Source organism: Streptomyces graminilatus, from assembly GCF_001418565.1.
Lineage (GTDB): Bacteria > Actinomycetota > Actinomycetes > Streptomycetales > Streptomycetaceae > Streptomyces > Streptomyces graminilatus.
Map to the genome: position 1 here is coordinate 1 of NZ_LIQQ01000177.1, position 6486 is coordinate 6486.

2 protein-coding genes are annotated in these 6486 nt (G+C 70.6%); both read left to right on the forward strand.

The window, feature by feature from the left end; genetic code table 11:
* Positions 1–4358 (forward strand): SDR family NAD(P)-dependent oxidoreductase (locus AOK08_RS16450; RefSeq protein ID WP_157876697.1); only part of this gene is annotated, 4358 nt, incomplete at its 5' end.
* Between the two features lie 118 nt (positions 4359–4476).
* Positions 4477–6486: type I polyketide synthase (locus AOK08_RS16455; protein ID WP_157876698.1), on the forward strand; the 2010-nt coding region annotated here is incomplete at its 3' end.

The following is a 6486-nucleotide window of genomic DNA, read 5'->3' on the forward strand; positions in this document are numbered from 1 at the left end:
GTGTGGCGGGTGCGGAGTTCGGTACGCCGGAGTACTGGGTGCGTCAGGTCCGCGAAGCGGTCCGCTTCGCCGACGCGGTGGAGTGGCTGGCCGGGGAGGGTGTGTCCACGTTCCTTGAGGTGGGGCCGGATGCCGCGCTGAGTCCGATGGCCGTGCGGTGCCTGGACGATCAGGCGTGTGTGGTGCCTTTCCAGCGGCGTGAGCAGGACGAGACGGTGACCGCGCTGCGTGCGCTGGCCGAACTCTTCGTCCACGGCACCCCGGTGGACTGGACGAAGACACTCCCAGGTGCCCCCTCCCGCCAAGTCCCCCTGCCGACCTACGCCTTCCAGCACGAGCGTTACTGGCCCGCTGCGGAAACAGGCATCATCAAGAGCGCCGCCGCCGACTTCGGGCTCGGTGAGGCCGGGCATCCGTTGCTCGGCGCGGTGGTGGAGTCGGCCGATGACGGGCGGGTTCTGCTGTCGGGACGGCTCTCGGCCGCCGCGCAGCCCTGGCTCGCAGACCACACCGTGGGTGGCGCGGTGCTGGTGCCGGGCACTGCGTTCGTGGAGATGGTGGTCCGCGCCGGTGACCAGGTCGGCTGTGGGCGTATCGAGGAACTGGTGATCCAGGCTCCGCTTGTCCTGCCGGAAGGTGGCGGTCTGCGGGTCCAGGTGGTCCTGGAGAAGGCGGACGACGAGGACTCCGGGCGATGGGACGTACAGGTCTTCTCCTTGAGGGAGGGCGCGCCCGCAGGGCAGCCCTGGACCCGGCACGTCATCGGTGTGCTGACCCGGGAGGACGTGGCCGATGCCGAGAGCGTCGACTTCGCCGACCTGACGGGAGAGTGGCCGCCGGCCGGGGCCGAGGCTGTACGGATCGAGAATTTCTACGACCAGTTGGCGGAGACGGGATACGACTACGGGACCGCGTTCCGGGGACTGCGGCGCGCATGGCGCCTCGGCGACACCGTGTTCGCACAGGCCGGTCCGGCCGTTGGTGACGGCGAAGGTGACGGCGTCGGCGGAAGCGATGGACGACTGGCCGACACGGACCGGTTCGGGATCCATCCCGCGCTGTTCGACGCCTGCCTGCATGCCCAGCTGATACCGGGGCGCGCCGACGCAGAGCTGCGCCTGCCCTTCTCCTGGACCGGCGTGACACTCCATGCCTCGGGCGCCGAGACGCTGAGAGTGCGGATACGGCCGCGCGGCGAAGGCGCCGTATCTCTGGCGCTCGCCGATGACCTCGGGCGGCCCGTGGCCACGGTGGAGTCCCTTGCCGCGCGCCCCGTCTCGGCCATGGACCTGGCCGGCGCCCAGTCCGGCGGCGACGATTCCGGAGCCGAGTCACTCTTCCGCATCGACTGGACCCCGGTTGCCGCGGCCGCGGCCGACACCACCGGTTCCGGGGACTGGGCCGTACTGGGAGCGGCAGAGGGAACGAGCGGGGAGACAAGCGAGGCGTTGCGGTCGGCCGGTGTACAGAACGTGCGTGCGTACGACGATCTGGCCGCACTGCGCACAGCCGTACGGGACGGCGTCATCGCGGCGCCCGCCGTGGTCGTCGCCCCTGTGGTGACCGGGGAGCAGGACCCCGTCGACGAGGCGGGCGCGGTGCGGGCCGGGGTTTCCACGGCCGTCGCGCTGCTCCAGGAATGGCTCGCCGATGAGCTCCTGGCACAGGCCCGGTTGGTCGTACTGACCCGCGCCGCGGTCGTCGACGGGCTCGACGACGGCATGCCGGATGTGGCACAGGCGTCCATCGGGGGCCTGGTGCGCTCGGCCCAGTCGGAGTACCCGGGCCGGTTCGTACTGGTCGATGTGGACGGGCAGCGCACCTCGTACGAGGCACTGCCCAGGGCCGGCGCCTCGGACGAGCCGCAGCTGATGATCCGTCAAGGAACCGTGTTCGTACCGCGCTTGGCGGAAGTCGGCGCCCCGGGCGGCGCGCTGGTCGCGCCGGCCGGTCACGAGGCCTGGCGGCTTGAGGCCACCGGCAGCACTCTCCAGGATCTCGCCCTGCTGCCCGCACCGGACGCCGCCGCCCCGCTCACCGAGGGCCAGATACGCATCGGCGTACGGGCGGCCGGCCTGAACTTCCGCGATGTGCTGCTCGGCCTGGGTATGTACCCGACCAAGGGCAGCATGGGCAGCGAGGGTGCCGGTGTGGTGACCGAGGTCGGGCCGGGGGTGACGGATCTCCTTCCCGGCGACCGGGTCATGGGCATGCTCCAGGGAGGCTTCGGGCCGTTCGCCGTGGTCGACCGGCGCATGGTCGCCAAGATGCCGGACGCCTGGTCGTACGAGCAGGCCGCGTCGATGTCGCTCGTCTTCCTGACCGCGTACTACGGCCTGTTCGACCTCGGCGGGCTGCGCGCGGGCGAGTCGGTGCTGGTGCACTCCGCGGCGGGCGGTGTCGGTATGGCGGCCGTACAACTCGCCCGGCACGCAGGGGCGGACGTCTACGGCACGGCGAGCGAGGGCAAGTGGCACGTCCTGCGCTCCCTCGGCCTCGACGACGAGCACATCGCCTCTTCCCGGGACCTCGGCTTCGAGGAGAAGTTCACCCAGGTCACCGCAGGACGCGGAGTCGACGTCGTACTCGACGCGCTGGCAGGGGAGTTCGTCGACGCGTCGCTGCGTCTGCTGCCCAGAGGCGGACGGTTCCTCGAGATGGGCAAGAGGGATGTGCGGGACCCGGAGGTCGTCGCCGCCACCCAACCGGGCGTCCGCTACCAGGCGTTCGACCTGTCCGAGGCGGGCCCGGACCGCATCCAGGAAATGCTGCTCGCTCTCCTCGACCTCTTCGAACAGGGCGTCCTGAAGCACCTGCCGGTGCGTGTATGGGACGTACGCAGGGCCGAGGACGCGTACCGCCATGTGAGCCAGGCCCGGCACATCGGCAAGGTCGTCCTGCGGATGCCGCGCCAACTGCCCACGGACGGCACGGTCTTGGTGACCGGCGGAACCGGACGGCTCGGCGGGCTGGTCGCCCGGCATCTGGTCGCCCAACACGGCGTACGAAGCCTGCTGTTGACGAGTCGTCAGGGAATGGCCGGACCCGAGGCCGGCACTCTGGTGGCCGAACTGGAGGCGCTGGGCGCCCGGGTGGAGGTGGCCGCCTGCGACGGCGCCGACCGGGCCGCACTCGACCGCGCGCTGCGGACGGTACCGGAGGAACTGCCACTGATCGGCGTGGTGCACGCGGCCGGCGTGAACGGTGACGGTGTCGTCGAGACGCTGACCCCCGAGCGGGTGGACTCCACCTTGAAGCCCAAGACGGACGCGCTTCTCCTGCTGGAGGAGGCGACGGCCGGCCTCGACCTCTCGTTGTTCCTGGTCTTCTCCTCGATGGCCGGGGCGTTCGGCACAGCCGGGCAGGGCGCCTACGCGGCAGCCAACTCGGGCCTCGACGCGGTCCTGGCCCGGCGCCGGGCGCGCGGACTCGGGGGTGTCTCGGTGGCCTGGGGCATGTGGGAGTCGGCCAGCGGTATCAGCGGACACCTCCAGGAACGCGACCGGGCCCGCCTGAGCCGCGACGGCGGGGGCGCTCTGACGGACGCCGAGGGCCTGGACCTCTTCGACCGGGCCATGGACAGCCCGGACGCGCTGCTCGCCGCCGCCAGTCTGGACCTGGCCGGGCTGCGCGCCCGGGCGGCCACGGGTACCGAGCCGCCGGCGCTGCTGCGCGGCCTGGTGCGGGGTCCCGTACGCAGGAAGGCCGCGACGAAGACGGATGCCTCGGTGACGGGCGCGGACGAGGTACGTACCTGGCGGGACCGCCTCGTCAATCTCGACGCGAGCGAGCGCCGCAGGTTCGTACTCGACGGTGTTCGCGAACAGACCGCGTTCGTCCTGGGCCACCGTTCGGCGGCCGCGGTCGACCCCGGTCAGATCTTCCAGGACATGGGATTCGACTCGCTGACCGCCGTCGAATTCCGTAACCGACTCGCGAAGGTAAGCGGACTCAGGCTGCCGCCCACCCTCATTTTCGACCACCCCACACCGGAATCCCTCGCCGATCACCTCTACGAGGAACTGGTGCCGGAAGAGACGTCCGACAGCGGGCCCGTCGGGTCGGTACTGGACGAACTCGACCGGTTGGAAGCGGCCATGACCGGATTCGGGCAGAGCGGTCATGGCGGCGCCGACGGCCACGGCGGCCACGGCGGCCACAGCGCCGACGAGACGGAGAGCGTGCGTACGCGGCTGCGGATGCTGCTCGACCGCCTGGATGCGGGAGTTGGGGCTTCGGCCGCGCCCGCGTCCGCCGCCGAGTCGGGCGACATTCTGAACAAGATCCGGTCCGCCACGGCGGCCGAGGTGTTCGACCTGATCGATCAGGGACTTCGCTCCGACCGAGATGCCCAATAAGCCCAGCGGCTTGATCAACCCAGCAATTCGGTCAATCACAGAAAACGGCCGGCTCAGTATTCCGGCCGGCTCAATTACACCTTTGCTTTGGTTCCGGTTCCAACGGAAGGCGTCAGTCATGGACGAGCAGGAAAAGCTCCTCGAATACCTCAAGCGTGTTGCTGCCGAACTGCACACCACGCAGGAGCGCCTGCTCGCCCTCCAGGAAGCCGGCCGCGAACCGATCGCGATCGTCGGCATGGCCTGCCGCTTCCCGGGCGGGTCCGATTCCCCGGAGCAGTTGTGGGACCTGGTGGCCTCGGGCGGCGACGCGATCGGCGGTTTCCCGACGGACCGCGGCTGGGACCTGGACGCGCTGTACGACCCGGACCCCGAGCGCAGCGGATCGAGCTACACCGACCAGGGCGGCTTCGTGACGGACGCGGCCGGGTTCGACGCCGGCTTCTTCGGCATCTCGCCGCGTGAGGCGCTGGCGATGGACCCGCAGCAGCGGCTGCTCCTGGAAACCTCGTGGGAGGTGCTGGAGCGGGCGGGCATCGACCCGCTGTCGCTTCGGGCCAGCCGGACGGGTGTGTTCGTCGGCGCCTCCGCCATGGGATACGCCAACGCGCACAACGGGAACCTGCCGGAGGGCGCGGAAGGCTACCTGCTGACGGGCGACATCGTCTCGGTCATCTCCGGTCGGATCGCCTACACGCTGGGGCTGGAGGGGCCGGCGGTGACCGTTGACACGGCGTGCTCGTCGTCCCTGGTGTCGCTGCATCTCGCCGTGCAGGCGCTGCGGTCCCGCGAGTGCGACATGGCGCTGGCCGGCGGCGTGACGCTGATGTCCACGCCGGGGGTGTTTGTGGAGTTCTCGCGGCAGCGGGGGCTTGCTGTGGATGGCCGGTGCAAGGCGTTCGGGGCGGGTGCGGACGGTACGGGCTGGGGTGAGGGCGCGGGTGTGCTGCTGGTGGAGCGGCTGTCCGACGCGGTACGCAACGGTCACCAGGTGCTCGCTGTGGTGCGGGGCAGCGCGGTCAACCAGGACGGTGCGAGCAATGGCCTGACGGCTCCGAGTGGTCCGGCGCAGCGCCGGGTGATCCGTCAGGCGCTGGCGTCGGCCGGACTCGACACCGCTGATGTGGATGTGGTGGAGGCGCACGGTACGGGCACTCGTCTCGGGGATCCGATCGAGGCGCAGGCGCTGCTGGCGACGTACGGCAAGGGGCGCCCCGATGACCGGCCGTTGTGGCTGGGTTCGGTGAAGTCGAACATCGGTCATACGCAGGCTGCCGCGGGTGTGGCTGGTGTGATCAAGATGGTGGAGGCGATGCGGCACGGCGTGCTGCCCGCCACGCTGCATGCTTCTGAGCCGACGGACCAGGTCGACTGGTCGGCCGGGGCGGTTCAGCTGCTGACGGAGTCGGTGCCTTGGCCGGAGGCCGACCGTCCGCGCCGGGCGGGTGTGTCGTCGTTCGCGATCAGCGGGACGAACGCGCACGTGATTCTGGAGCAGGCTCCGCCCGGGGAACACGGAGAGGGCCTTGAGGCTGAGGCTGGGGAGTTGGGCTCGGGCTCGGCTTCGGGCTTGGGCTCGGGCTCGGCTTCCGGCTTGGGTTCGGGTCTGGTGGCTTGGCCGGTGTCTGGGCGCAGTGAGGTGGCGTTGCGGGGGCAGGCTGCGCGGTTGCGTGCGCGTGTTGAAGCCGATGAGGCGCTGGATCCGGTGGATGTGGGGTTCTCGCTGGTTGCGGGCCGCTCGGTGTTCGAGCACCGGGCTGTGGTCGTAGGTGGGGACCGTGGCGAGCTGCTGGCCGGGCTGGCCGCAGTGGAGCGTGGGGAGCAGGCCTCCGGTGTGGTGGGAGGCGTGGCGGGGCTCGCGGCGAAGAACGGGCTGGCCGTGTTGTTCTCGGGTCAGGGTGCGCAGCGGTTGGGTATGGGGCGGGGTTTGTATGAGGCGTTCCCGGTGTTCGCGGGGGCGTGGGATGCGGTGTGTGAGGTGCTGGATCCGCTGTTGGGGGAGCCGCTGACGTCGGTGGTGTGGCCTTCGGAGTCCGAGGGTGACGTGGCGGGGTTGCTGGATCGGACGGTGTGGGCTCAGGCGGGGTTGTTCGCGTTTGAGGTGGCTGCGTTCCGGTTGGTGGAGTCG